The organism is Paenibacillus sp. FSL H8-0457 (assembly GCF_038051935.1).
Classification (GTDB): Bacteria; Bacillota; Bacilli; order Paenibacillales; family Paenibacillaceae; genus Paenibacillus_AQ; species Paenibacillus_AQ lautus_A.
This window is the reverse complement of the sequence record NZ_CP150293.1, coordinates 1,908,223-1,932,784: the sequence shown is the minus strand read 5'-3', so window position 1 is coordinate 1,932,784 and position 24,562 is coordinate 1,908,223. Positions and strand designations below refer to the sequence as shown.

The 24,562-nt window shown below is 52.5% G+C and carries 23 protein-coding genes; 6 read left to right on the top strand and 17 right to left on the bottom strand.

What is annotated here, in order from left to right; all coding sequences use genetic code 11:
- Position 1 precedes the first annotated feature (1 nt).
- The 4 genes from MHI43_RS08340 to MHI43_RS08325 all read right to left on the bottom strand — a co-directional run bounded on the left by MHI43_RS08340 (position 2) and on the right by MHI43_RS08325 (position 4,671).
- Positions 2 to 1,840: a sensor histidine kinase gene (locus MHI43_RS08340; protein WP_015734111.1), complete on the bottom strand. Its 1,839-nt coding sequence runs from the start codon at positions 1,838 to 1,840 to the stop codon at positions 2 to 4.
- Positions 1,822 to 3,381 (bottom strand): extracellular solute-binding protein, encoded by a 1,560-nt coding sequence (locus MHI43_RS08335; RefSeq protein WP_015734110.1) that lies wholly within the window; start codon positions 3,379 to 3,381, stop codon positions 1,822 to 1,824. Before MHI43_RS08335 ends, MHI43_RS08340 begins: the two co-directional genes overlap by 19 nt.
- Before the next feature lie 181 nt (positions 3,382 to 3,562).
- The gene (locus MHI43_RS08330) at positions 3,563 to 3,994 is read right to left on the bottom strand and encodes a hypothetical protein (RefSeq protein ID WP_015734109.1); all 432 of its coding nucleotides are present in this window, start codon (positions 3,992 to 3,994) and stop codon (positions 3,563 to 3,565) included.
- A 47-nt stretch (positions 3,995 to 4,041) separates the two neighbouring features.
- A complete protein-coding gene (locus tag MHI43_RS08325) occupies positions 4,042 to 4,671 on the bottom strand; it encodes a stalk domain-containing protein (protein ID WP_036666207.1) in 630 nt (209 codons plus the stop codon).
- Between the two features lie 216 nt (positions 4,672 to 4,887).
- Here MHI43_RS08325 and MHI43_RS08320 point away from each other — a divergent pair, with 216 nt between their 5' ends.
- The 5 genes from MHI43_RS08320 (at position 4,888) to MHI43_RS08300 (ending at position 8,427) form a co-directional block, all read left to right on the top strand.
- Positions 4,888 to 5,079 (top strand): hypothetical protein, encoded by a 192-nt coding sequence (locus tag MHI43_RS08320; protein WP_009591956.1) that lies wholly within the window; start codon positions 4,888 to 4,890, stop codon positions 5,077 to 5,079.
- Positions 5,080 to 5,220: 141 nt separating this feature from the next.
- Positions 5,221 to 5,565 (top strand): hypothetical protein, encoded by a 345-nt coding sequence (locus MHI43_RS08315; protein ID WP_036666209.1) that lies wholly within the window; start codon positions 5,221 to 5,223, stop codon positions 5,563 to 5,565.
- 235 nt (positions 5,566 to 5,800) lie between these two features.
- Positions 5,801 to 6,292, top strand: a complete 492-nt coding sequence (locus tag MHI43_RS08310) for a cation:proton antiporter regulatory subunit (RefSeq protein ID WP_009591954.1) — start codon at positions 5,801 to 5,803, stop codon at positions 6,290 to 6,292.
- A gap of 3 nt (positions 6,293 to 6,295) precedes the next feature.
- Positions 6,296 to 7,540, top strand: coding sequence for a cation:proton antiporter (locus tag MHI43_RS08305; protein WP_015734105.1), 1,245 nt, complete (start codon positions 6,296 to 6,298; stop codon positions 7,538 to 7,540).
- A gap of 17 nt (positions 7,541 to 7,557) precedes the next feature.
- A complete protein-coding gene (locus MHI43_RS08300) occupies positions 7,558 to 8,427 on the top strand; it encodes a YitT family protein (RefSeq protein WP_036666211.1) in 870 nt (289 codons plus the stop codon).
- Positions 8,428 to 8,609: 182 nt separating this feature from the next.
- Here MHI43_RS08300 and MHI43_RS08295 read toward each other — a convergent pair whose 3' ends face one another.
- The 5 genes from MHI43_RS08295 to MHI43_RS08275 all read right to left on the bottom strand — a co-directional run bounded on the left by MHI43_RS08295 (position 8,610) and on the right by MHI43_RS08275 (position 13,723).
- Positions 8,610 to 8,825, bottom strand: a complete 216-nt coding sequence (locus tag MHI43_RS08295; protein ID WP_009591958.1) for a DUF2905 domain-containing protein — start codon at positions 8,823 to 8,825, stop codon at positions 8,610 to 8,612.
- Positions 8,826 to 8,925: 100 nt separating this feature from the next.
- Positions 8,926 to 9,759, bottom strand: coding sequence for a carbohydrate ABC transporter permease (locus tag MHI43_RS08290; RefSeq protein WP_015734103.1), 834 nt, complete (start codon positions 9,757 to 9,759; stop codon positions 8,926 to 8,928).
- Positions 9,760 to 9,761: 2 nt separating this feature from the next.
- A complete protein-coding gene (locus MHI43_RS08285) occupies positions 9,762 to 10,655 on the bottom strand; it encodes a sugar ABC transporter permease (protein ID WP_036666213.1) in 894 nt (297 codons plus the stop codon).
- A 78-nt stretch (positions 10,656 to 10,733) separates the two neighbouring features.
- Complete coding sequence (locus MHI43_RS08280) at positions 10,734 to 12,062, bottom strand: extracellular solute-binding protein (RefSeq protein ID WP_036666216.1); 1,329 nt, start codon at positions 12,060 to 12,062, stop codon at positions 10,734 to 10,736.
- A gap of 161 nt (positions 12,063 to 12,223) precedes the next feature.
- Positions 12,224 to 13,723 (bottom strand): alpha-N-arabinofuranosidase, encoded by a 1,500-nt coding sequence (locus tag MHI43_RS08275; protein WP_200868635.1) that lies wholly within the window; start codon positions 13,721 to 13,723, stop codon positions 12,224 to 12,226.
- Between the two features lie 409 nt (positions 13,724 to 14,132).
- Between MHI43_RS08275 and MHI43_RS08270 the strand changes: the two genes are divergently transcribed.
- Positions 14,133 to 15,050, top strand: coding sequence for a winged helix-turn-helix transcriptional regulator (locus MHI43_RS08270; protein WP_009590874.1), 918 nt, complete (start codon positions 14,133 to 14,135; stop codon positions 15,048 to 15,050).
- Positions 15,051 to 15,195: 145 nt separating this feature from the next.
- On the opposite strand, the gene MHI43_RS08265 is transcribed toward MHI43_RS08270, so the two are convergent.
- The 8 genes from MHI43_RS08265 to urtC form a co-directional block, all read right to left on the bottom strand.
- Positions 15,196 to 16,401, bottom strand: coding sequence for a sn-glycerol-1-phosphate dehydrogenase (locus MHI43_RS08265; protein ID WP_036666220.1), 1,206 nt, complete (start codon positions 16,399 to 16,401; stop codon positions 15,196 to 15,198).
- A 133-nt stretch (positions 16,402 to 16,534) separates the two neighbouring features.
- Positions 16,535 to 18,205 carry a ribulokinase gene (locus MHI43_RS08260; RefSeq protein WP_036666222.1) on the bottom strand — a complete coding sequence of 557 codons (1,671 nt, stop codon included), beginning with the start codon at positions 18,203 to 18,205 and terminating at the stop codon, positions 16,535 to 16,537.
- Positions 18,206 to 18,250: 45 nt separating this feature from the next.
- A complete protein-coding gene (gene araD, locus MHI43_RS08255) occupies positions 18,251 to 18,940 on the bottom strand; it encodes an L-ribulose-5-phosphate 4-epimerase (RefSeq protein WP_015734097.1) in 690 nt (229 codons plus the stop codon).
- Between the two features lie 94 nt (positions 18,941 to 19,034).
- Positions 19,035 to 20,123, bottom strand: coding sequence for a GntR family transcriptional regulator (locus MHI43_RS08250; protein WP_036666224.1), 1,089 nt, complete (start codon positions 20,121 to 20,123; stop codon positions 19,035 to 19,037).
- 101 nt (positions 20,124 to 20,224) lie between these two features.
- A complete protein-coding gene (gene araA / locus MHI43_RS08245) occupies positions 20,225 to 21,712 on the bottom strand; it encodes an L-arabinose isomerase (protein WP_036666226.1) in 1,488 nt (495 codons plus the stop codon).
- A gap of 264 nt (positions 21,713 to 21,976) precedes the next feature.
- Positions 21,977 to 22,672 carry an urea ABC transporter ATP-binding subunit UrtE gene (gene urtE / locus MHI43_RS08240; RefSeq protein WP_036666227.1) on the bottom strand — a complete coding sequence of 232 codons (696 nt, stop codon included), beginning with the start codon at positions 22,670 to 22,672 and terminating at the stop codon, positions 21,977 to 21,979.
- Positions 22,650 to 23,489 carry an urea ABC transporter ATP-binding protein UrtD gene (gene urtD / locus MHI43_RS08235; RefSeq protein WP_036666228.1) on the bottom strand — a complete coding sequence of 280 codons (840 nt, stop codon included), beginning with the start codon at positions 23,487 to 23,489 and terminating at the stop codon, positions 22,650 to 22,652. The genes urtE and urtD overlap by 23 nt, the downstream gene beginning before the upstream one ends.
- Positions 23,464 to 24,552, bottom strand: coding sequence for an urea ABC transporter permease subunit UrtC (gene urtC / locus MHI43_RS08230; protein WP_015734092.1), 1,089 nt, complete (start codon positions 24,550 to 24,552; stop codon positions 23,464 to 23,466). Before urtC ends, urtD begins: the two co-directional genes overlap by 26 nt.
- Positions 24,553 to 24,562 lie beyond the last annotated feature (10 nt).

The following is a 24,562-nucleotide window of genomic DNA, read 5'->3' as shown; positions in this document are numbered from 1 at the left end:
TCTATTTCAGGTTAAATTCCTTGCAGCGATCCAGCGGGATGGAAATCGTGACGGTGGTGCCTTCCCCTGCCACGCTGTGTACCGTCAGATCCGCTTCTCTGCCATAATACAGCTTCATTCGGCCAAGCACGTTCCGAAGACCGAACAGATCCTTCACATGCTCTTCATCCTGGGAAGACGCGGGCACGCTGCGCGAGCCCATCATCTCCAGCTCATGCTGGATGTAGCGCAGCCGCTCTTCGCTGATCCCCGGCCCGTTATCCTGTACGCTGATAACCACCGTATGCCCTTTTTCAATCCGGCTGGAGATGACCAGGCTCCCTCCCGAGGATTTGCCCTCCATGCCGTGAATGATGGCATTTTCCACCAAAGGCTGAAGCAGGAGCTTGAGAATCGGAACCCCCTTGCTCTCTTCCGAAATTTGATAATCCACGATGAAATTGTCCATGAAACGAAGCTGCTGGATTCGTAGATAGTAGTGCAGGTGGGTAATGCTCTCCTCAATCGTAAACACCTGCCTGCCCTTGTTCAGGCTCAACCGGAAAAACTTCGACAGGTTCATCACCATCTCGCTGATCTCATCCGCATCGTAGTTTTTGGCCGTCCAATAAATCGAATCGAGGGTGTTATACAGAAAATGCGGATTGATCTGGGATTGCAGGAACTTCAGCTCCGTTGTCGTCAATCGCAGCTGCTGCTCGTAATGATCCTCGATCAGATGCTTCTGCACGACAGCCATTTTATTAAACGACTGGATGAGAAAACCGAATTCGTCCTTCCGCTTGGTGTCGACATGAATGTTCAGCTCTCCGCTGCTGAGCCGCTTCATCCCGCGCGACAATTTCAACACAGGTGAGGCAATCCCGCTGTACACCACCCATGAAATGATAATGGCCAGCAGGATGCTCAGCCCGATGATCGCAACCGTGAACAGGCGCAGCTGATCGGTCTCTTTGTACAGCTCGCTTTTCGGCTGAACCAGCTCAAGACGCCATGTGGAGTAATCCGAATCAATCGTGACGGTCATATCCTTCTCGGTAATGTCCTCCTCATACACTCTTCCGGTCTCCACCACCACTTCTCCCCTTTCGTTCAGCAGGGCGATGCGGCTGTTCTCGGACGGAAGCAGCGTCTTGATGATATTCAGCAGCTTGCTTTTATTAAAAGACACCACCAGCAGGTTCGACTGCCGTTCGCTGTTGTACAGGTCCATGGCCCGAATCAGGGAGATGCTGTCCGTATTGGTCATCTGGCCAAACGTAATGCCCTCCGCCACTGGGGCTTCCGACATGACGTAGGAAATCCCCGTTCCGTTCCGTCGCGCTGCTTCCACCAGCCATTCCTGCTGCGTCTCGCCCGTCAGCTTTTTGCCGCCGTAATGGGTAGAAATGAACATGTTGGAAGCCCGATGATACACCGTGATTTGGGATACGAACCGGTTTACCGATACGGAATTCGACAGCTGCTCCAAAATGTGCGAGAAATCCACGATCGATTGAGGGGAGAAGTTGGTGCTGTTTTTGTTAAGAAGCTCGTTCATTCCTGGATCCCCTGCAATCAGGGTCGATATCTCCTCCACGTTTTGCAGCGCCAGATCAAAATGATTCATCGCCGACGACAGCGCCATCTCCGTCCTCCCCACCGCCTGCTCGTAGAGAATATCCCGGGACCGCTCTACGGCGAAGAGGCTGATAATGACCAGCGGCAGCAGGATCAGCAGAAAATAACCGGTCAAGCGGGTTTGAATGTTCTGGGAAAACCGATCCCGGATCCAGCGAAACAAGTCGATCACTCTGTCCCCCGCGCTCTTGGCCGCCAGCATTATTGTTTGGAGTACCATTCATTCACTTCCTTCGTGATTTCATCTCCCCCTTCTTCCTTCCAGGTCTTCACATAGTCGTCGAATGCGTCCAGCGGCTCTAGCCCCATGATGATTTTCGTGAACACATCCTCCAGATTTTTAAGCTTCGTGTTGTATTTCGTCATCCCGGGGGTAGGAACTCCGTAGAATGCATTCGGAATAATATGCTGATTGATCAGCTGCAGATTGTTGTAAAGATTGAAGTCTCCGAGCGAGTCAAGCCGTTCCTTGAACAGCAATTGATCCGGCACGTCGACAAGGGACTGGTAAATGCCGCGGTATAAATGCTTGTCGTGCAGCGCGAAATCCGTAACGATCGCCCCGTCCTCCCAGCGCCAGATTTCGTTCTCGAAGCCGAGCTTCAACGTCTTGTAGTCGCTGGCAATGAAGTCCAGAAACCGGATCACTTCGGCAGCCTTCTCCGATTCGGCCGGTATGACGTTATAACCTCGTATGATGTCCTTCCCTTCAACGCCTTTAAATCCGTCCGGTCCCGTCGGATACGGAAGCGGCATCCATTCGGCCTCGGGGTCCTTGCTCATATTGGCCGCAATCGGTCCGCGCGTATCGTACCAAGCCGCGGAGAACAGGCCGACCGTGCCGTTTTCTATTTTTTCGAACAGATTGTTTTGCAGGTTTAAAGGAAATTCCCGATCGAGCAGGTTCTCCTGATACAGCTTGGCAAAAAAGGCGAGGGCTTCCTTCGTTTCCGGCAAAATGCTTCCGTTCACCAGCTGCCCGTCCCGTTCAAACCACGTATTTCGCTGCGTGCCGAAAGCGCCGAAAAACGGCGAGGACCTTCCCAGGCTCGAGGTCAAGGTTAAACCGATCGTATCCTGGACGCCATTGCCGTCAGGATCATCCAGGGTGAAGGCACGAATGACTTCGTAATATTCCTCCAGCGTTTCGGGCGGCTGTAAGCCGAGCCGATCGAGCCAGTCCTTCCGGACATACATCAATTCGGCTCCCGTCACCTCATTCAAGCTCGGAACCGCATAGATTTTACCGCCGTATCGGACCCGATCCCAGACCTCCGGCGGAATTTTTTCTTTCAGGTGGGGGCCGTACTCGTCGATTAATTCATCCAGCGGCATAAATGCCTTCTGCTTAACGTAATTGTCGAACCACACCGGCTCGTACGTATGGAGCATATCCGGCAAATTGCCTGAGGACATAATGACGTCGAGCTTCTCGTTGTATACCTCGGGCGGAGGAAGATTGACTCCGATCTCGAGCCCCGTACGCTCTTCAATGTAATTCAGGTACGGATTGTCATTCTCGTCCAATCCTGCAGGGAACGTCATCCCCAGACTGGAAATGACGATGTTGATGGATGCGCCCTTGGGGAGGTTCTCCGGCGGATTCTCCTCCTCCGAAGACCCCGGGCCGTTGCACCCGGCAGCAAGGAGCATCAAAATTACGCATACGGGAAGCAATAGAACGTTACCTTTAAGCAGCCTTGACACCCCTCGATCCCCATGTTGACTAAATTCATCATTACAGGCCTTGTTCTTCGGCATATGTCCTCACTCCCTCCAGCTAGTAAGCTAATATTACTATATAAAGATGATGTCGTGAGTAAGATCACCTTAATAATCATTCTCCTAATAAAGCGCTGCTTCCTTCACCCCGGACAAAAAGAAAAAGCCGACCCTGGTCATTCGCGAACCAGGGTACGGCTATTCATGAAGCAAACAGCTTCTATTTCGGCTCCTCTTGGTCGCCGCCATCCTCCAGCAGCGGAACCTCTTTGCGCTGCTCTTCCGTTTGAACTTGAATCACTTCGAACGTACGGCCGCAGTGGGCGCAAAATTTGGCATTCACGGCTGAACTGTTCCCGCACCCTCGGCATATTTTCTCATCCGTAAGGTTGGCAATCTGGAGCAGATTTTGTTCGATTTCGAAATTCAATTGGTGAATCTTGGCCACGTAGTCTTGGATGCTCTCCTGATCAGGCGGCCACTTCCCTGCTTCGGTTGAAGCGAATACAACCTTGCCGATTTCCAGGAGCTGTTCGTCGATATCGCTTTTTTTGCCGTTGTTCTGCAGCTTTAAGCGATTGATCTCCACCAGCGTTTTAGCTTTGTTTCCGGCGTCCGATACGCCGGCTTTAAATTTATCAAAAAAACTCAAAGCAAACTCTTCCCCTCTCTGTTCGCAAAATGGAACCCGTGTTTATTTTATTCCTTAAACGATATTCTCAGAATTTTATCATGCTCGGTATAGTTCACGCCAGCGCCCAGCCCCCGTGCAAACACCTGAACGGGAACATACGTCACGCCGTCCATCACTTTGGGAGCGACCGCAACGGTTTCCGATTTGCCATTATAATAAACGGTTTTGCTTCCGATCGTGAGCGTGACTTTATAATTGCCTCTCTGCACGCCGATGCTGGCCGCATCGCGATTCCAGTTGACCTTAGCCCCCATGCCCTCCGCAATTTCCCGCAGCGGCACCAGGTTGATGTTGTTATACACCAATGGCTCGCTATCAAATTTCACCACGCTGCCGTTGACGTAAACCTTAAGGCCGGACTTAGCATAAGCCGGAGCCGCGGGCTTCGGCGCTGCAGGCTTAACCGTGCTCTTTTGCGATGATTTCGACTTAGGCGCGGATGGGGACGACTTGCTTCCGGAAGAGCTCCCACCGCCGTTATGATAATGATACTCGCCATATGACAGACCCCAGCGTTCGCAATTGGTTCGGCAGGTATGCCCTCCGTTGGCATCCGTTCGTCCCGGATGCGCAGATACGACAGAGCCGGATACAAGCAATAAAGCAAGGGTGCAGCCTATCCATTTTTTCTTCATGCCTAAATAACCCCCTGGTATAATATTCCTCTACTATTCTAGCATATTCTTATATAGCTGATTGATATATAGAGTTACATTATATAGAAGGTGAATTGTTATGAATTGTACCAGGCCGACGTTCCTGCATTGTTTCACTTCCATCTCCCGCGTTTATTCGTTACATATAACAGATCCTTTTGTGCCACAATATTGCCAGAAAGGAATGAGAGCCTAATGAGCAAAAAGAAACCTGAATTTGACGGTCAATTCCCCGGCGTGGACCCAATTCCCGAGCCCGACCGTCCGGATCAGGCCGCAACCGATAAACTCGACGATCTTGTACTCGGCGTTTTGGAAGACAAGGATCAAGCGAAAGCCGATATCGGGCCCGATACGGAAAACTATGATAAGCTTCGCAAAAAATAGAAGAAGCATCGCTTCTATATAATGTAAAAAATTGAATCGATCTGTAAAAGTGTTCAAAAATAATTTATCGTTCTCATTTTGAGAACGATTATTTTTATGTTATGATTAACATAGAAGCTTGGGACGAAGGGGGGAGTAACCGTGAACTGTTTCTTAAAAACGGCAAGAATTGCATGGATGCTGGTGCTTGTTCTGGTTACGGCATTTGCCCTGTACATTCCCGTCCAGGAGTATTACAGCAACGAAACCCAAGATGAGCGGTATGTTTACAAGCATGACCATCATCTGAAAGCGGCTGTTCTGAAACACTCTCAAATTCTCTCCAAACTTAAGGCAGCCGGCAATACCATAGTGCTGTTCTTATTGATGTCGGCCATTGTGATGCAGCAGGCTCCCAAAACACGTCTGCCCTATCGGCCGATTATTCCGCTTCGACTCCGGCTTTTAGTATTATTCCCCATTAAATACACATCGAAGTTCGTCTAGTCCTCCACACTTTTTCGCATTCCAACTGACTGCGGTTTCTTAAATTTGCCAATTTTTCTTTTCCCATGCAACAACATAAAGCCTGTGCGGATTGACCTGTGCATCAGGGTTTATTAAAGACTGTGCAATTTCATCGTGAATGGATTGTTTTATTTGGCTGCGTGTATTTTTGATATCCGTGTGATCGGTGTGCAAAACAACTAAAAAGTGTATTTTCTTAGGAGGACTCTAATCTATGCATGTTCGCGAAACAGATTTGCCTGGAATCGGTAAGAAATTCGTAATTGATACCCGCGGTGGCGATAAACTGGTCATCATCATTCATGACGACGGCCGCCGTGAAATGTACCATTATGAATATGACGATCCGGACGAAAGCATCTCCATGATTTCCCTGGACGATGACGAGGCCCGTCAAATTGCGGCCATCGTCGGCGGTCTCACGTATAAACCGAAGGCGCTCGAAACGATCGACATGGCGCTGGATGAATTGATCATCGAGTGGTACCGCATCGAGCCCCACTATTACGGGGCAGGTAAATCGATTGGCGATCTGGGCGTACGCCAAGCCTCAGGCGCAACCATCATTGCAAGAGTTGACAAAAACAGCAAACAAATCAATCCCGGGCCTGACGTTATCATTACACCGGATTCGACGCTCGTCGTCGTGGGTGAACGTCAACAACAGCGGCTATTTAAACAAATCTTGATGAACGGACGTGGTTGATGAATGGATCATTTGGTTTTAGAAGTAGGATTGGCGATTGCCTTGATCGCCCTGGCGGGGTTGCTATCAGCTAAACTCCGGTTTTCCGTCGTCCCTTTCTATATTTTGGTGGGGATGGCGGTTGGGCCTCATGCTTTTCACTTTGGATCTTTCGATTTTCGTTTTATAGAAAGTGCTCCGCTCATCGACTTTATGGGGCGGATCGGCGTACTCTTCCTTCTGTTCTATCTCGGACTCGAGTTCTCGGTCGGCCGATTGATCAAATCGGGTAGATCCATCGTGGTGGGTGGCAGCATCTACATTGCCATTAACTTTACGCTTGGACTGATGATCGGGATCTTTGCCGGATTTCCCTTGGCGGAGACGCTCATTGTCGCAGGCATAACGACCATCTCCTCGAGCGCTATCGTGGCCAAGGTGCTGGTCGACTTGAGAAGAACGGCGAATCCGGAGACCGAGATGATCCTCGGGATCATCATGTTTGAGGATGTATTCCTCGCTGTATATATCTCGATTCTTTCCGGGCTCGTATTGAGCGGCTCCTCGTCGCTGGGCGGCGTCCTGATATCTGCCGTGATCGCTCTTGGATTTATGCTGCTAGTCATTATTGTCGGGCGTAAAGCCGTACCGCTTCTGAATAAAGCATTGAATATACGGTCTAACGAATTGTTTGCCTTGGTCGTATTCGGCGCGTTGTTCCTTCTCGCAGGATTCGCTGAAACGATTCATGTTGCCGAGGCCATCGGCGCGCTGCTCGTCGGGCTTGTTCTGGCCGAGACCGAGCATCGTGAACGCATTGAGCATTTGATATTACCATTCCGCGATTTCTTTGGAGCCATATTCTTCTTTAGCTTCGGTTTAACGATAGTACCGTCCGAGCTTGGCGGAGCTGTGTGGTTATCGCTGATCGCCGTGATCATCACGCTTCTTGGCAACTTCATTGCAGGCATGCTTGCCGGCCGCAGCGCCGGATTGTCTTCGAAAGCATCCTCCAATATCGGTCTGACGATTGTATCCCGCGGGGAGTTTTCCATCATTCTCGCCAATATGGGGAAAGCCGGCGGGCTTGCAACCTTCATTCAACCGTTCGCGGCCCTGTATGTACTGATACTCGCCATACTCGGACCGCTGCTGACCAAGGAGTCCAAGCACGTCTATAACTTCTTGAACAAAATATTTAAATTTAAAGATCATAAGGAGAAGAAACCGGTTAAACCGAAGCTAAAGGATGAAAGTGCCAGCGGATAAAGGAGGGTACATTGCCTATGGTTCAAGCCCCGGTTCGGACAACGAACGGTGCACAAGAGGCCGCAAGCAAGGCAAGTACACGAAGAAGACTGAGCATGGCTGCCATCGGAGGCCTGATCGCAGCGTTCGGTTTGGATTTATTTCTTGTTCCTAGCGGAATCATCGCGGGCGGCGTAACAGGAATCTCTGCGCTCGCTTCGCATCTGACGGGACTTCATACGGGCATGTTTTTGTTTGCATTAAATCTGCCCTTGCTTCTGCTGGCCTATCGCCGGTCGAACCGGGAAAAAGCCGTCATCGCAACCGTCGGACTGCTTACGTTTTCCGTATGCTCGATCCTGTTCTTTCCGATCCCCGCTCTCATCGACAGCAAGATCGGGAGCGCAGGCATCGGCGGCATTTTCCTCGGTCTCGGCATCGGCATCGGCCTTCGTTACGGCGTCGTCCTGGATACGCTCCAGATGCCGAAGATCCCCCAGCAGCTATCGCAGCTGCTGACCCGGCTGAAGCTGCCCTACGTCCATATCATGATCAATCTGTTGGTACTGACTTTGGCGGGGCTCCTCCTCGGCTGGGAACGGGCGATGTATTCCGCCATCGCGTGCCTGATGGCACTGGAGACGGGGCGCGTTACGACTTCAAGCCTTCCCCTTAAACGGGAGGTACGGATTCGAAGCATCAGCGAAGCGGAAATCCGGCACACCATGAAAGCCATCATGGGGTATGATCCCCAATCGGCACATGCCGAGGGTGAAGGCGCGAACCAAGGTGACGCCGCCCATTCGCAGCAGCTGGTCTACCGGGTTCACATTCTGGAAATGCCCAGGTTCAAATCCATCGTGTTTAGCCTGGATCCGAATGCCGAAATCACCATCATCCAAAAATAAAACGGCTGTTCCACGTAAACAGGCCGGTTAAGGGTTTCCCCTAACCGGCCTGTTTTTTTTGATATCAGAAAGTATAAACTCCGAAGCTTAGGCCTTCCTGATATCGCAAGAAAAACATCCCCTAACCGCGGTCTGTCTTCTGAGAAAGTACGTCGATAGACGTTTTTCTTATGAAATCCCGACTACTTGCGAAACTGCTGGATCAGAAACAGAATCAACGAGCCCACCACGCTGATGACGAGGCAGGTTACGATCGGAAAATAAATTTTGACATTGGGTTTATCCACGACGATGTCGCCCGGCAGCCGGCCGACGAATCGGCCGATGACAGGCCACAGCAGCCCGATCACGATCAGAGCGCCGCCAATCCATAGTAGAGCCTTTGTCACAGGATGCACGATATGTCACCTCATTCATCAGAATACGCAGGTTTCCTTGTATCATAATGGATTTGAGGTGCCGACAGCAAGGGCAGGACCGGTCATACCGACCGAACGATCAGCCTTTCACCGCCCCCGCTGTCATCCCGTCAATGAAATATTTCTGGAAGGCCATGAACAAGATGAAAATCGGGATGATCGAGAAAAAGGAGCCGACGATCAATAAATCATAGTTGTTCCCGTAAGGAGTCAACAGCGTTTTCAACCCGATCGGAAGCGTGTACTTGCGATCATCGCTGAGCACCATGAACGGCCACAGGAAATTGTTCCAGCTGTTCATGCCGTTCAGAATCGCCATGGCTGCAAAGGACGGCTTCATCACGGGCAGGATCAACCGTACATAGATCCCGTATTCGCTGGCCCCGTCGACCCGACCTGCCGCAATCATTTCTTTTGGAACCCCTCTTAAATACTGCCTGAAGAAGAAAATCGTGGCCGCGCTTGCGATCCCCGGCAGCACAATCGCCGAGTACGTATTCATGAGGCCCAGATTGTACGTCAGGGAGTATAACGGAAGAAGAAGAATTTCAAAAGGAACCATCATAATCAAAAGCACGCAGATAAACAAGAAGTTCTTGCCGATGAAATCATAGGCTGCAAACCCATAGGCAACGGTTGCGCTGACTAACAGGGTTAACGTAACCTGCACCACCGTGAGGAGCAAGGAGTTAAAAAACCACATGAAGTAGGAGTGATCGCCCGTAAACAGGTAGGCGAAATTGTCCAAGCTCATCACCGACAGATCAAATTTCAAATTCAGGCCATACCGGATCAAATCCTCGCCGGGTTTGAAGGAAGCGATGGTGACGGCATAAAATGGCACCAGGATCAGAAAGCACAGTATGGAGAACAAAATCAAGAGGATTATTTTGACCAGCGTTTCTCTTCTCATCCTCAATCCTCCTTCTTGAACATGCCGGAGAGCTTCAGCTGCGTCAGGTTAATGATCATGGTGATTGCCAGCAGCACGATCCCTACAGCGGCGGCATAACCCAAATTGTTCTTCTCGATGCCTTGACGGTACAGGTAACCGACGATCGTGAGGCCGATATTCTTCGGAGAGTTGTTGCCGTTCCAGAGCATCATGCTTTCGATAAACATGGCAAGCCCCGCATAAATGCTGATCGTTAACACATAAATCGTGGTCGGCTTCAATAACGGCATCGTGATTTTGGTAAACTTCTGAAAGGCCGAGGCCCCGTCGATGGATGCCGCTTCGTAATATTCACCCGGAATGTTCTTGAGTCCCGATAAAAAATAAAGCATATTGACCCCCGTCCACCGCCAAGTGGCGAGTGCCACCAGGGCGATAAAGCCGGTGACCTGTCCCTTCAGAAACTTCACCGGATCGATCCCGAACCACCCCAGGATGCTGTTGATCAGGGATCCTTCCATCTCGCCGAACATGAGCCGGAAAATGGTGCCTGCCACAACGACCGACGTCAGTGCAGGGAAGAAAAAAGACGACTTGAAAAACTCCCTCCCCCACATGAACTTGTTGTTGATCAGCACCGCGAACAGCATCGGAAACGGAATCAGGATCAGAAGCGTCAACACCATGTAAATCGCGCTGTTCGTGACTGCCTTCAAAAAGACGCCGTCCCCCATCAGCTTCCCGTAATTAGCTAAGCCGACCCAATCCGCTTCCTGCCCCAGCTGCGTTTTCTGAAAGCTCATGCTGAATGAGCTGCCGAGCGGAAACACCCAGAATACGAGGAATACCAGAATAAACGGCAGGACAAACACGTAAGGAGCAACCTTTTGAGAGTACAGAAATTTTTTAATCATGATTCGACTCCTTTGAATGAGAGCCGCTCACCGACGATCCATGAGCAGCTCTTCGTTTTTGTACCGTATAAGCGAACGTTATTTCAATTCCTGTTCGATTTGCTTCTGGGCGTCATTCAAGGCTTCGGTAATGTCCTTGCCGTCCTCAAAAATCTCGTTGAAGGTGGTTGTGCACAGGACGTTGTTGATGGTGGGCGATGCGGAGGTCGATTTGATTAACCGGATTTCATCCCGGATCTCATTCAGGACATCGAACGGGTTATTGACGAAATATTTCACGAACTGATTCTCGGCATTGTGCGTAACATCCTTCATATCCCAGACGTCCATATTGACCGGATCGAATCCAAGCGTGTTCCAAATTTCTTTATTGGCATCCAGGGACAGTTTGGCGAAGGCCAGAAAATCTTTTGCCAGCTGCACGTCTTTTGCCGTCTTGGTCACGACCGTGCCGGTTCCGCCGCCGCCAACCGACCGGGGCATTCCTTCTTCGATGACCGGAATCGGCGCGATGGCTATTTTCCCCGACAAATCGGACATGTAATTGGTATATCTGGACATTTGCCATAACGGCATGAAAGCCGTGGCATAATTTCCTGCATTAAACTCGCCGTAGGCCTCTTCGGTGTCAGGCTGACCGCCGGCGATGGTCGCGATGACATTGCTGTCCTGCAGATCCTTGAGCAGCGTCATGGCCCTCACCATCGGCTCCGAATTCACGATCGGATTGCCGGAATCGTCGGTCAGATCCGCGCCTTGCTGCGCGAGCAGCATGGAAGCTTGCCAAGCCGCGCTTGTATCGGCCGTCCCCATATACTTGCCGGTTTTTTCATACACCTGGATACCGGCCTGCTTAAAATCCTCCCAAGTCACGATATCCTGATAATTGACCCCGGCCTCCTCCAAAATCTCGGTATTGTAGAAGGCGACGGAAGCTCCGACATGGGTCGGGATGCCGTAATTCACATCCTCCTTGCTGTAAAGGTCGATACGGGATTTCACGATGGTATCCCGGTATGGATCAATGACGTCGTTGAGCGGCTCAAGCTGCGGCGTGCCGGCAAGGAAATCCGGAAACTTCCCAAGCTCGATATCCGCAATGTCGGGGGCACCCGTCCCCGATTGAACCGCGATGGATAATTTGTTATGCATGTCGTCATAAGGCATGACCGTTACGTTCAGCTTGATCTGGCGATCGGGATTCTCCGTGTTCCATTTGCCCAGCATTTTCTCGAAGTGCTGGCCGTGCAGCTCAACAAACGTCCAATACGACAGCTCCGTAGCGCTTTCTCCCGCCCCCCCGTCCAGGACCGAGGTTTCGCCGCCGGCATTGTTCGATTTGCCGCATCCCCACAGGAAGAGCGTCATACATAACACCATGAATACAATCATCCATCTTTTCATCATCTTACTAGACCTCCCTTAATTTTCGTTCATACAAACCTACACTTCGAACATCGGTACTTCTGCTATTCCTCAGAAATAAAGCGCTTTCATATTATGTGTAATTTGATATGAGTGTTTGGGAGACGGGGCAGCCCAAATCGAGAACCACCCCCTTGCTGTTATTAGGCTTTTTTCAAGCGGATGACGTTCCATGATGCCTTGGCAAGCCTTGCGTTAACCATACCGTTATCGAGTTTCGCTCCCCCTTGATGATGAGGCTTTACTTTTTCCTCGGATGCGGTGTTCACCGCTTTCAGATCCTCATGCTCCAGCACGATATGCTCCAACAGACGGTAACCTTCAAAACTGCGAACATCGCATTCGAGCTCCAAGGCTTCCTCCAGATGGCGGTTCACGGCAAAAATCGTAATTTCTTCATCTTCTTCGTTATGAACGACCGCGCTGTCCAGATAAGGAACGTCGGTAAAGTCCTTGGAATCGTATTTCGGCGAGTCGACGATCGGCTGCAGGGATACGCCCCGGCCAAATTTGGAAGCATGAAGATACGGATAAAAGATCGTCTGCTTCCAAGATCGTCCGCCGTTCTCGGTCATGATCGGAGCGATCACGTTCACGAGCTGCGCCAGGCAAGCCATCTTGACCCGGTCCGCATGGCGCAGGAACGTGATCAGCATGCTGCCCACAAGAATCGCATCCTCGAAGTTGTACACATCCTCCAGCTGAGGGGGAGCGATGCTCCATGGATCAATCTGCCTGTCGGCGTCATTGGAATGATACCAAACATTCCACTCATCAAAGCTCAGATACATCGTCTTTTTGCTGCGTTTCTTGGCCTTGATGTAATCGCAGGTGGATTTCACCGTATGAATAAAGTGGTCCATATCGAGCGTAAGTGCCAGGTAATTGGCGGTATCGTTATTACGGTTGCCGTAATATTGATGCAGGGATATGTAATCGACCGCCTCATACGTATGATCCAGCGTTACGGCTTCCCATTCAGGGAATGTCGGCATGCCCGTGCTCGAGCTTCCGCAGGAAACCAGCTCGATGGTCGGGTCGACGAGCCGCATGGCTTTTGCCGTCTCGAGCGCAAGCCGGCCGTACTCTTCGGACGTCTTGTGTCCGATCTGCCAAGGTCCGTCCATCTCGTTGCCGAGGCACCAGGTCTTGATCTTGTGCGGCTGTTCATAACCATGGCGGCGACGCAGGTCGCTCCAATACGAGCCTCCCGGATGGTTGGTGTATTCCAGCAAGTTTCTGGCGGCATCGATCCCCCGCGTCCCCAGATTCACGGCCATCATGACATCCGAGCCTACTTCCTTGGCCCAGGATATAAACTCATTCGTGCCGACATCGTTCGGCTCCAGCGTTCTCCAAGCCAGCTCCAGCCGTTTTGGCCGTTCGGCAACAGGCCCCACGCCATCTTCCCAGTTATACCCCGAAACGAAATTCCCGCCGGGATACCTGATAATCGGGACGTCCAGCTCCTTGATCAATTCCTTTACGTCATTCCGAAAACCGTCCGCATCCGCGGTTTCATGGCCTGGCTCGTAAATCCCGCCATATACTGCGCGGCCTAGGTGTTCAATGAATGAACCATAAATGCGGTTATCAACTTGCGCGATCCGAAACGACTTATCCACGATCATTCGTGCTTTCATGTTCTCAGCTGCCAAGTTCTTCACCTTCCGTTTGATATAATTGTAAAACAATTCAAATATAATTAAATGAATTCGTTTTCAGATTTAAAATATCATATGAGGGGGTCTCTGTAAATATACAAATGTAAAATGATTTATATAAATAAAAAATAAATTTTTATGATCAAAAAAAACAGTGCATTTTCTGTCGGAAATAGCCGAAATTACTTGTTTTTCGCAATCCTAATTTAATATAATCCTCAAATAAAAGCGTTTTCAGCATCGATTTTATTGTTACAAGCACAAGTTTTCTGAAGATTTTGAACGCATCTTTATTTCACGCTCATATTGATTTATAATTATTTGAAATAAACGTTTGCAAACACCCCATCCTTATAAATCCCTTAATCGGAAGAAGGTTTGAAATAAGATGATCTACATTAAAGATTTAATGAGCGGACTTGATATCTTTAAAGCGCTCAGCTCCGAGATCCGCATTCAAATTTTGGAGCTGCTGGCCAAGAATCAAAGCCTGAACCTGAATGATCTCGCAAACAGGCTGAACCTCAGCAATGGCGCCATTACCATGCATATCAAGAAGCTGGAGGAAAGCGGCCTGATCGAAATCCATACCACGGGCGGGAAGCATGGCATCCAGAAGATCTGCTATCTGAATAAAGACACCTTGATGGTCGATTTGCGAAGCAAGGATATTAATAATCTGTACGAGGTGGAAATTCGGGTCGGCCATTACAGCGACTACCAAGCCATCCCGACCTGCGGACTTGCGACCAAGGACAGCATCATCGGGGATTTCGACGATCCGCGCTATTTCGCCGATCCGGAGCGCATCAATTCGGAGATTATTTGGCTGACCGAAGGTTTCCTGGAATATCGGATCCCGAATTATTTGAAATCCAACCAATCGTTCCGCGAGATCCAATTCTCCTTGGAGCTGGGGTCAGAAGCACCGGGACATTGCGATAATTACCCGTCGGATATTTTCTTTTACGTCAACGGGATCGAAATCGGCAGCTGGACAAGTCCGGGGGATTTCGGGGACAAACGCGGTACCTTCAACCCTGAATGGTGGCCACCCCACTTGAACCAATACGGCATGCTGAAGCTCATCCGAATTAATAAAGAAGGCAGCTTTATCGACGGGTGCCGCATTTCGGATGTCGGTTTGGACCAAATACAGCTCGATTACAAGAGCGAGCTTACCTTCAGGATTGCCGTTAACGAGCAGTCGGTGAATAAACGAGGCTTAACCATTTACGGCAAGCATTTCGGCAACTACAGTCAAGATCTGTTGGCCCGCGTGCTGTATGATGTGAAGGAAGGATAAGAGAACGAACGCAAAAAAGGACTCTCTATGATCATTCGATCATGTAGAGGCCTTTTTTATTTAATAAAACGGAATTCCTTCTATAACCTTATCAGCAGGTTCACTCTTTATGGCGGAGGACAGACATGGCCCGCTCTCTGCTTTGCTATCTGTATGAAGTCACAGGTTGTTCTACCCCGTCAGCCTCGTTCAGTGCCCTCAGGATGGTATGACGGTTTCGCAGCTTATGTGCCTCCCGCAGGCTCTCCCCGAACAGCTCCTCATCAATGCCAAGCTCCTCCAGGCTGGAAGGACCTCCCGCTTGCCGCAGCAGCCCGGCGATCTCCTCCTTCGAAGGAACCTTCCGAAGCCACTCCCGAACCTGCTCTCTATACGTCTCCCAAAGCTTGGGCTCGGCATAAGGATACACTCCCTGATCAGCCGCAGCATGGTAGAGGCTCGATATCTCGCTGCAGGCAACCCCTACCTTGGCGCCATGAAGCAGCGCCCGGTTGCCGCGGCGCAAGTACTCCATCTCCCAGTAATGCGACAAATGATGCTCTGCCCCTGAGGCAGGATGGGACTGCCCGAACAGCAGCATCGCGATCCCGGATTCAATCAAAGCCGTCATCAGAATGCGGATGCCTTCCTCCGTGCGCTGGCCGATGGCCTCCACGTGCTGGATGCAAGATTCCAGTGCCCGCTCCGTGATTTCTGCCACTTGGTCATCATAGGGCTCGCCGGCCGTGGTCGAGGAGAATTTCCAATCCAGCAGCGACGTATATTTGCCGAGCATATCGCCAAACCCCGCCGCTATAAGCGGCTGCGGCGCTTTCGCAAGGATATCCGGGTCGGCGAATATGGCGATGGGAGCCGTTGCCGCATAGGTCTGCTTGACCCCCCGAACCACGATCGGCGCGCCGGCCGAAGTAAAGCCGTCTACCGAAGGTGCCGTAGGTACAGAGACGAAAGGCTTCCCGCACCGATGAGCGACAAAGCGGGTAATGTCATGAAGGGTACCGGATCCGGCAGCGATGAGGCATCCTGTCCGCTCTGGCTCCACCTCGATGAAAAGCTGCGTCAGCGAGCGTTCATCCGCCACCACGTCGCCTAACTCATCAGGCTTGATCAAGCACAGCCGGGGTTCCAGACCTTCCGCTTCCAGCCGCTCCATCAGCGTTTGACCCGCAGCTTCATACGTATTCGCATCGGCCACCACGATCGGTGAATTGAGACCCTGCCGTTTAAGGTACGCGGGCACAGCTGAAATAGCGCCGGGCTCCAGCACCATCGTTTCAAGTCCGCGGAACGCCGGCCGGACTTCCCTCATTCGGCTCATTAAACCTTTTGCTTCGTTCAAATAATCCGTCATGCAGCTCCTCCCCTTTCATCCCATCCCATGTTGACGATCCAAGCATCTGGTCTATATTTGTCTCGAAGGACGTCCCGCCCTCTATATGCTGGGCGGTCCGGTCCTCTTCTGGTCTTGCGCTTGCCCCGCCAGCCTATTCTGCCGTCTGCTTAACCCGCTTCAGCCGTTTCATGACGTCGTTTTCCCCGCGGCCGAAATAATCATGCAGCTTGCTGTATTCCTGATACAGCTGCTCATACACTTCCACATGCTCCGGTATCGGCTTGAAGGTCTCTTCCTTCACCCGTGCCATCTTCTCGGCCGCATCGATAATGGAATCATATCCGCCTTTCGCCTGACCCGCCGCCACTGCGGCGAACATCGCGGCACCAAGCGCCGGCGTCTGTTTGGAATCAGCCACATAGATTTCGCGATTGGTAACGTCCGCATAAATCTGCATCAGGAGACGATTCTTTTGCGGCAGTCCGCCGCATGCATAAAGAACATCCACAGCCACGCCGTTCTCGTGAAAGGCGTCCACGATTTTGCGCGTGCCGAAAGCCGTCGCCTCCAGCAAGGCGCGATAGATTTCCTGCGGCTTCGTCAACAGCGTCATCCCTAACATCAACCCGGTCAGATCCGTATCCACCAGCACCGAGCGGTTGCCGTTCCACCAATCCAGTGCAAGCAATCCGGTTTGACCCGGCTTATAGGCAGCCGCTTCTCGCTCAAGCCATTGATGCACGCCGATTCCTTCCTCGGACGCAGCTTCTTTTACATACGCGGGAAGTGCTTCCTCGACGTACCATTCAAAAATATCGCCTACTGCCGATTGCCCGGCTTCATAACCGTATAATCCCGGAATGATGCCGTCTTCGACAACGCCGCACATCCCTTCGACCTGCTTCTCTTCCGTGCCGAGCAGCATATGGCAGATCGAGGTCCCCATGGCCATGACCAGCTTGCCCGGTGTTACGACGCCGACCGCCGGTACCGCGGCATGCGCGTCAACGTTGCCGACGGCCACGGCAATGCCAGGCGTTAAGCCCATCATTTCCGCCATTTTCTCGGTCAAGCCGCCGGCGCTGCTCCCGAGGGGACGGACCTCTCCGCGCAGCTTCGTATCGGCCAGATCCTCCAATCTGGGATCCAGCGCTTTAAAGTAATCCTTGCTTGGATATCCGTCCTGCTTATGCCATATCGCCTTGTAACCAGCCGTACAGCTGTTGCGGACAATATGGCCGGTCATTTGGGAGATGACCCAATCCGTGGCCTCCAGGAACCGATCCGCGCGTTCATAGATGGCCGGTGCCTCGTCAAGAATCTGCCAGACTTTGGCTATCATCCATTCGGATGAGATCTTCCCGCCATAACGGGGCAAAAAAGCTTCTCCGCGCTCAGCGGCGATCGCGTTGATCTTGTCTGCTTCCGGCTGGGCCGCGTGATGCTTCCACAGCTTAACCCAGCTGTGCGGCTGATCGGCCAGCTCCGGGTGGAAGCAGAGCGGTTCGCCAAGCTCGTCAACCGGCAGCATGGTGCAAGCCGTAAAATCGATGCCGATGCCGATCACATCCGCCGGATCAATGCCGGATTGCCGGATGACGGCAGGCACCGATACCTGCAGAACCTCCAGATAATCCCCCGGATGCTGAAGCGCCCAGTCATGCTCCAGCCGCTTTCCGGAACCCGGCAGAAACTCATCAATAACATGGTGCCGATAAGGCGTTACATGATCCGCCACTTCCTGCCCGTTCGCCAGATTAACCAATACCGCACGTCCGGACTGCGTTCCGTAATCGACACCAATGGTGTATTTATTCCCCATCTCATTTCCTCCTACCGATGAAATCATGAATGATGAATATATGCGTTACTTTTGACCGTAATAAGCATTAACTCCATGCTTCCGCAAAAAATGGCGATCCAACAGCGTCTGATCCATCGGTTCGGTTTCGGGATTGATCTGCTGCATCCGGGCTGCAATCTTGGCGCACTCCTCCAGCACCACCGCATTATGCACGGCGTTATGCGCATCCTTGCCCCACACGAACGGCGCATGGGAATGAACAAGCACCCCGGGCACCATGTTCGGATCCAGATCCGTGAATCGTTCAACGATGACATTGCCCGTCTCCAGCTCGTAGGCCCCTTCGATTTCTTCCCGGGTCATGGGCCGCGTAACCGGAATCTCCCCGTAAAAATAGTCGGCATGCGTCGTTCCGTAAGCAGGCAGCGCGCGACCCGCCTGAGCCCAGCTCGTTCCCCATGGCGAGTGGGTGTGCACAATCCCGCCGATCTCCTTAAAGTTCTGATACAGCACCAGATGAGTCGGGGTGTCGGAGGAAGGGCGCAAATCCCCTTCAACGACATTCCCCTTCAAATCCAGCACGACCATGTCGTCCGCTTTTAAATCCTCGTACGGCACGCCGCTCGGCTTAATGACAAACAGTCCGCGTTCACGGTCGATGCCGCTGACGTTTCCCCATGTAAAGGTGACGAGCCCGTACTTCGGAAGCTCCAGATTCGCCTCAAGCACCTGCTGCTTCAAATCCTCCAACATGAACAACCGCTCCTCTCCAGCCTTTGAAAATATAGTTGTACGTACAAGTTGGCAAGCAAGGGTCCGAAATATCGGACCTTAAACTCCCTATTCTCTATCGTTTGTCCACCGATTCTCTCTCCACAAGCTCCGGTTGATATACCGTATCCTCAAATACGGTATGATGCTCGATCATGCTGATCAACTGCCTGGCCGCCATGATCCCCATCTCCGTCTTCGGGTGGGTCATCGTCGTCAGCTTCACGCCGGAAGCAACGGCTAGGGTGGAATCATCGAAACCGACCATGGACACGTCCTGCGGAATTTGCAGCCCGCATTCCCCGGCCGCCTCCGCCAAAGACACGGCCAGCTCGTCGTTATAACATACGAATCCCGTCGGCCGCTGCCCGATCGGCTGCTTCAACAATTGGACGGCCTGTTCATAAGGGAAACGGCCCTTCTGTTCCGTTGTATACGTAACCACCCGTTCCGGCAAAACGGGAATGCCCGCCTCCCGATGCGCCCGCAAGAAGCCCTTCAGCCGGTTTACGCCCTGAAGGTCGTCCCGCTTGAAGAATCCGGCAATCGCCGAATGGCCGTTCTCGATCAAATGCCGCGTGGCCTTGTAACCGCCAAGCTCATCGTCCAGCTTAAGGCAAGGGCATTCCAGTTCCCGATACTTCTCGTTGATCATCAGAAACGGAATCCCCTTCTCCTGCAGGGACAGGAAATATGTCAGATTCGGATTGCCCTCCGCGCTCTTGGTCGGCTCGATAATCAGCCCGCTCAGCGGCTGGCTGGTCATGAGCTGAAGGCTCTCCATCTCCCTCTCCTTGTTGTTGTCGGTGCTGGAGAGCAGCAGGCGGTATCCCTTGCTGCGCAGCTCCGCCTCCGCTCCCCTGACGATATGCGGGAAAATATAATCCGAGATGTACGTCGTCATGATGCCGATCGTCTTGACCTGCTCGCTTTCCCGCCGCTCCGGATTGCGGGCAAAGGTTCCTTTGCCTTGAATCCGTTCGAGCCAGCCTTCCTTCTCCAGCTCGCCGAAGGTTTGGCGGACCGTCTGGCGGCTTACGCCGAACTGGTCCGCGATTTCATGCTCCGAAGGAACCTGTTTGCCTGCTTGAAGCCGGCCGGATTCAAACCACGAGAGCAGTTCGTTTTTTAATACAATATATTTGGGTATCCGTCTATTATTCATCATTCACCTCTAGCCTCACGCACTCATTATATTAGGATCCCCTGCAATCCTAAGCTATCTCGCTATTGTAACACAGGCCAGGCGAATGCCGACAGAACCAGTTACCGCAGACGGTATGCGGCTTCGCTCCAGCGGAGCTCGTTCTTGAAGCGCGGTATCGTTGTATCCTTGTCGATAATGACCGCTTCAATGCCGGCCATCTCCGCCCAATCGCTTAAGTGTTCGGCCGTCATGGCATAAGAGAGAACGGTATGGTGCGCGCCGCCGGCCAAAATCCACGCTTCCGCAGATTCGCGAAGGGATGGCTGCGGCTTCCACAGCACGCGGGCCACCGGCAGCTTCGGCATCGGCTGCTCCACCTTGACGCCGTCCACCACATTCACCAGCAGTCTGAAGCGGTGCCCGAGATCAATCAGGGAAGCATTGACGGCAGGGCCGTCTTGGCCGTTAAACACGAGTCGCGCCGGATCCCCCTTGCCTCCAATCCCGAGCGGATGAACCTCAAGCGTGGGTTTATCCAGCGCGATGGTCGGGCATACCTCCAGCATGTGCGATCCGAGAATCATATGATTTCCCGGCTCGAAATGATAGGTGTAGTCCTCCATGAAGGATGTGCTTTTATTGTCTGCAAGCACCTTCAACACGCGTGTCAGGGCCGCTGTTTTCCAATCGCCTTCCCCGCCGAAACCGTAACCGGACTCCATCAAGCGCTGCACGGCGAGTCCCGGGAGCTGTTTCATTCCGTGCAGATCCTCGAAGGTCGTCGTGAATGCGCCGAAGCCGCCTTCCTCGAGGAAACGGCGAAGCGCAATCTCGATCCGGGCTTGGTACGCAATCGAATCGCGCACGGGACCGTCGCTAAGCCCTTCTTTGGTAATCGAATACGACTCCGCGTATTCGTTCAGGAGCGCCTTGACCTCTTCATCGCCGACTTCGTTCATGGACTGCACAAGGTCGCCGATGCCGTAACCGTTCACGGACCAGCCAAGCTTGATTTGCGCCTCCACTTTGTCCCCTTCGGTTACCGCTACCTGACGCATATTGTCGCCGAAGCGGGCCACCTTCAGCCTGCGGCTTTCGGCATAGGCCGCGGCAGTCCGCATCCAGCCGGCAATGCTGCCGCGAACCTCCCCGTCTTCCCAGTGGCCCACGACGACCTTGCGTGCGATGCCCAGACGAGCACCGATATGGCCATACTCGCGGTCGCCGTGAGCGGACTGGTTCAGGTTCATAAAGTCCATATCAATCGTTTCCCAAGGAATGTCCCGGTTGAACTGGGTATGGAAATGAAGAAGCGGCTTCTGCAACTGGGATAGGCCCGCGATCCACATTTTTGCCGGGGAGAACGTGTGCATCCACGTCATGATGCCTGCGCAGGACTCATCGTTGTTAGCCTCAAGAATCAGGTTGTATATTTCATCGGGTGTCGTTACGATCGGCTTGAATACAATGGGGTACGTAAATACAGGATCTTTGTCAAACTCCGTTGCCACGATGCGGGAGTGCTCGGCGACCTGCTCCAGCGTTTCGGGACCATACAAGTGCTGGCTTCCGGTGACAAACCAAAAAGAATGCGGTTTCAAATTCATGATTATAACGCCTCCTGTACGAATGATTGCTCACTAACTTGTACATACCTTTACATATAAATGAATGTGAATCAAATACATGTACGTACAAGTTGAATCACTCACATTCTACCCCCGCATCTCCAAAATAGCAAGATCAAAATAAAATAAAATAAAAAAAGAGCTGCCCCTATAGGTAACAACGAACCCATAGAGACAACCTCTATCATTCAAATCTCATTGACGGTCTACCTCCAAATGCGAACCAGCTTTCATGAAAACTCTTTAGACCGTCAAATAATGCTCGAACTGCTCTATATTGATGGCATCCTGCACCCCTTCGGCTACGATCGTCCCTTTATCCATGACATAGATATAATCGGCCACGCTTCGGACGAATTCGATGCTCTGCTCCACCAGAATGACCGACGTTTCTCCTTTGGCTTTGATCCCGCGGATGACGTCTTGAATTTCCTCCACGATGGAAGGCTGGATTCCTTCGGTCGGCTCGTCGAGCAGCAGCACCTTGGGCCGGGAGGCAAGCGCCCTCGCGAAAGCAAGCTGCTGCTGCTGTCCTCCGCTTAGATCACCGCCTTGGCGGTGATACATTTGCGGCAGTACAGGAAACAAGGCTAACACATCCTCCGGGAATGTCTTCGTACGAGGCACGCATGGCTCAAGGCCGAGCAGCAGATTCTCTTTTACAGTGAGTTGGGGGAAAATCTCGCGCCCTTGCGGGACATACCCGATCCCGCCTCTTGCTCTCTTTACCGAATCCCAGCCGGTAACCTCCTGCTCGCCAAGGCTCATCCGCCCCTGCCGGATTTTCAATTGCCCGGTTAACGTTCGCATCAGCGTGGTTTTCCCAACCCCGTTGCGCCCAACCAGGCATACGACCTTTGCCGGGTCCACGACCATGGACACGCCGCGCAGAACGGCGCTCTCCCCATAACCCGATTCAATGCCCTGCAGCTTGAGCATTCGCCTCCCTCCTTTTTCCAAGGTAAACCTCGGCTACCACCGGATCGCGCTGAATTTCCTGCATGGAACCTTCCTTCAGCAGTTTCCCTTCATGCATAACGGTAACCTTGGCGGCAAAAGAACGTACAAACTCCATATCGTGTTCTACCACAACGACGGAGCATTCCTTAGCGATACTTTGAAGGAGCTCGCCGGTCTTCATCGTTTCCTCGTCCGTCATTCCCGCTACCGGTTCATCCAGCAGCAGCAGCCGCGGCTTTTGAAGCAGCAGCATGCCGATCTCCAGCCACTGTTTCTCTCCATGGGAGAGGGAACCTGCCCGAACATGAAGCCGATCGGGAAGCCCGATCAATTCCAGCACCTTCTTCATCTCAAACGTAGTGCATCGATTTCTCCTGACCTTCAGCGCCCGGAGCACGCTTCGGTCCGAGTCGACGGTCAGCTCCAGGTTTTCCTTGACGCTCAGGTTGGGGAATATCGATGGTGCCTGGAATTTCCGGCCCACGCCGAGACCCGCGATTTCATAGTCCCGCTTCCTCGTAATCTCAAGACCGTCGCCGAGCAGCACCCGCCCCGCCCCAGGCTTAGTCTTTCCGCAGATCACATCCAGCATCGTCGTCTTCCCTGCCCCGTTCGGGCCGATCAGAAAATGCAGCTCATGCTGGCGAAGCGCCAGATTCATGCCGTTTACCGCTACAAACCCGCCAAAGGCCACCGTTATATTTTCCGCGGACAGCACGGTGGGCGACATGCCGATGCCCCTGACCTCCCCATGTGCGGCTAGCGAAACATCAGCTCTCTTTGCGTACGGCTGCATGGACAGTCCCTCCTCTTTTGGATAATGACGAAGCCGCCTTGCTCCACAACCCGGTCAATCCTTTCGGCATCAAGACCACAACAATGACAAACAAAGCGCCCAATACCAGCAGCCACCCTTCGGGATAAGCTTCGCTGATCCCGGTCTTGGCCGCGTTCAGCAGCACGGCGCCGATTATGGCGCCGATCAGCGTTCCCCTGCCGCCAAGCGCGACCCAGAGCACCATTTCAATAGACGGGACGATGCCCATCATGGACGGCGAAATAATGCCGACCTGAAGGACAAACAGCATGCCTGCTAGCCCAGCCAGGCCCCCCGATACGGCAAACGCAAAGGTTTTGTAGCGGGAAGGATCAAATCCCAGAAACCGTACCCGGTTCTCCCCATCCCTCGACGCTTCCAGCACCTGGCCCACGCGGCTGTTCACAATTCTTCTGCATAGAATATAGGCTCCTGCCAAAGCGGCCAGCGTAATAAAATACAATCCTATTTTCGTGGAGGGCGCATTCAGGTTAAATCCCAAAATGGAGCTGTAGCCCGTAAGCCCGTTCGTGCCCCCCGTCCACTCCTGCTTGCCGACAAACAGTGTAACCACGATCATGACCAGGGCCTGCGTCAGAATCGTAAAATACACGCCGACGATCCGGTTGCGGAACGTAAAGAATCCGAGTATCAACGCTAAGAGGGCAGGCAGCAGCATCCCGAGTATCAAGGCCGCCGGGAACGATCGGAACGGCTCCCAGAACCAGGGCAGGGACGCCACCCCGCTCCATCCCATAAAATCAGGCAGGGCCGAGCCGCTGGCGTCCAGCTTCAGGTACATGGCCATGGCATAAGCGCCCAGCCCGAAGAACACGCCATGTCCAAGGCTCAGAATGCCGCCGTATCCCCAGATCAGGTCAAGCCCGACCGCCAGGATCGCCAAAGCCAAAAATTTCGTTAGCAATCCGAGGCGAAAAGGCGTCGTGAACAAGGGGGCCAAACACATCAGGAGCAGCACCGCGCTCCATAGAATCCGTTTCGATCGGCCGCCGGGGTTTCCTGTCAACCATTTCAGCACCATGCATTCCCCT

What these genes read in the sequence shown, in the direction of transcription:
- MHI43_RS08340 (WP_015734111.1), bottom strand. Translation starts at nt 1,840, where the DNA reads ATGGTACTCCAAACAATAATGCTGGCGGCCAAGAGCGCGGGGGACAGA.
- MHI43_RS08335 (WP_015734110.1), bottom strand. Translation starts at nt 3,381, where the DNA reads ATGCCGAAGAACAAGGCCTGTAATGATGAATTTAGTCAACATGGGGAT.
- MHI43_RS08325 (WP_036666207.1), bottom strand. Translation starts at nt 4,671, where the DNA reads ATGAAGAAAAAATGGATAGGCTGCACCCTTGCTTTATTGCTTGTATCC.
- MHI43_RS08320 (WP_009591956.1), top strand. Translation starts at nt 4,888, where the DNA reads ATGAGCAAAAAGAAACCTGAATTTGACGGTCAATTCCCCGGCGTGGAC.
- MHI43_RS08310 (WP_009591954.1), top strand. Translation starts at nt 5,801, where the DNA reads ATGCATGTTCGCGAAACAGATTTGCCTGGAATCGGTAAGAAATTCGTA.
- MHI43_RS08305 (WP_015734105.1), top strand. Translation starts at nt 6,296, where the DNA reads ATGGATCATTTGGTTTTAGAAGTAGGATTGGCGATTGCCTTGATCGCC.
- MHI43_RS08300 (WP_036666211.1), top strand. Translation starts at nt 7,558, where the DNA reads ATGGTTCAAGCCCCGGTTCGGACAACGAACGGTGCACAAGAGGCCGCA.
- MHI43_RS08290 (WP_015734103.1), bottom strand. Translation starts at nt 9,759, where the DNA reads ATGAGAAGAGAAACGCTGGTCAAAATAATCCTCTTGATTTTGTTCTCC.
- MHI43_RS08285 (WP_036666213.1), bottom strand. Translation starts at nt 10,655, where the DNA reads ATGATTAAAAAATTTCTGTACTCTCAAAAGGTTGCTCCTTACGTGTTT.
- MHI43_RS08280 (WP_036666216.1), bottom strand. Translation starts at nt 12,062, where the DNA reads ATGATGAAAAGATGGATGATTGTATTCATGGTGTTATGTATGACGCTC.
- MHI43_RS08275 (WP_200868635.1), bottom strand. Translation starts at nt 13,723, where the DNA reads ATGAAAGCACGAATGATCGTGGATAAGTCGTTTCGGATCGCGCAAGTT.
- MHI43_RS08270 (WP_009590874.1), top strand. Translation starts at nt 14,133, where the DNA reads ATGATCTACATTAAAGATTTAATGAGCGGACTTGATATCTTTAAAGCG.
- MHI43_RS08265 (WP_036666220.1), bottom strand. Translation starts at nt 16,401, where the DNA reads ATGACGGATTATTTGAACGAAGCAAAAGGTTTAATGAGCCGAATGAGG.
- MHI43_RS08260 (WP_036666222.1), bottom strand. Translation starts at nt 18,205, where the DNA reads ATGGGGAATAAATACACCATTGGTGTCGATTACGGAACGCAGTCCGGA.
- araD (WP_015734097.1), bottom strand. Translation starts at nt 18,940, where the DNA reads ATGTTGGAGGATTTGAAGCAGCAGGTGCTTGAGGCGAATCTGGAGCTT.
- MHI43_RS08250 (WP_036666224.1), bottom strand. Translation starts at nt 20,123, where the DNA reads ATGAATAATAGACGGATACCCAAATATATTGTATTAAAAAACGAACTG.
- araA (WP_036666226.1), bottom strand. Translation starts at nt 21,712, where the DNA reads ATGAATTTGAAACCGCATTCTTTTTGGTTTGTCACCGGAAGCCAGCAC.
- urtE (WP_036666227.1), bottom strand. Translation starts at nt 22,672, where the DNA reads ATGCTCAAGCTGCAGGGCATTGAATCGGGTTATGGGGAGAGCGCCGTT.
- urtD (WP_036666228.1), bottom strand. Translation starts at nt 23,489, where the DNA reads ATGCAGCCGTACGCAAAGAGAGCTGATGTTTCGCTAGCCGCACATGGG.
- urtC (WP_015734092.1), bottom strand. Translation starts at nt 24,552, where the DNA reads ATGGTGCTGAAATGGTTGACAGGAAACCCCGGCGGCCGATCGAAACGG.